The 792-nt window shown below is 56.1% G+C and carries 2 protein-coding genes; both read right to left on the reverse strand.

The window, feature by feature from the left end; translation table 11 throughout:
- Positions 1 to 451: antirestriction protein (locus ACOTYN_RS26405; protein ID WP_421634812.1), on the reverse strand; the 451-nt coding region annotated here is incomplete at its 3' end.
- A gap of 97 nt (positions 452 to 548) precedes the next feature.
- Positions 549 to 788 carry a DUF905 domain-containing protein gene (locus ACOTYN_RS26410; RefSeq protein ID WP_000194654.1) on the reverse strand — a complete coding sequence of 80 codons (240 nt, stop codon included), beginning with the start codon at positions 786 to 788 and terminating at the stop codon, positions 549 to 551.
- Positions 789 to 792: the final 4 nt, after the last annotated feature.

A 792-nucleotide genomic window follows, 5' to 3' on the forward strand; every position in this document is an offset into this window, starting at 1 on the left:
TAATACGCAGAATGGCGTGAGCCTCTGGATGTTGCATGGCATACTCCCGCAGGCGGTAATAGTGTGCGGTCATCGCGTCACATTCTGTACGGCAGGCATGGTGGCTATACGCAATCAGGCAGACAGCAATACCTGCTGCTTCTGCACTCATTTGGGCATCGTTACCGTTCAGGCAGTTAAACAGACGCCATGTCTCATCGTTGTCAGGCTCGGGGGACATAAATGCGCCGCCATTGCTGAGGGTGTAGAACGACCAGATACCACCGCTGTAGCCCTCACAGAAGCGGTCCATCCAGGCGAAGATATGCGGCTCCAGGAGTAGCCACTGCGGGATAGCGCCAAAGTACTGTGGCCAGAAATCGATACGCTGTTCATCGGGGACCGGCGTGACGGTCAGTTCAAATTCGGGTTGGTTAGCGGGTGCGAGGTCGTGCTGCGTCTGTGTTATCATGGGTATGTCTCCGTCAATAAAAACGCCAGCGGCGATGGCTGGCGTATGGGGATATAAAGTGTGTTCGGGGAGGTGAATGCGGGTAAATGCTTCGCGATCAGCGGGTGGCCGTGTCTGTACGGATGCCTGAGGTGCGGATATAGCGGTTAAGACCTTCACCGGCATCCGGCTCAAAGTTCCATGCCCGCCAGACCATCCGGCCTTCAGTATCACGAACCACCAGACGGAAGTGACTGCCCTGGTCGTCTTCGAGTGTGATATTGCTGTACGTGGTAGTGACCGCTTGCGCTTGTCTCCGGGTGAAAGGCCCCGGTGGCAGCAACACGGATTGGGTCATTTTC

It is taken from the genome of Enterobacter cloacae complex sp. IR5458 (assembly GCF_049238025.1).
In the GTDB taxonomy this organism is placed as follows: domain Bacteria; phylum Pseudomonadota; class Gammaproteobacteria; order Enterobacterales; family Enterobacteriaceae; genus Enterobacter; species Enterobacter kobei.

What these genes read in the sequence shown, in the direction of transcription:
- ACOTYN_RS26410 (WP_000194654.1), bottom strand. Translation starts at nt 788, where the DNA reads ATGACCCAATCCGTGTTGCTGCCACCGGGGCCTTTCACCCGGAGACAA.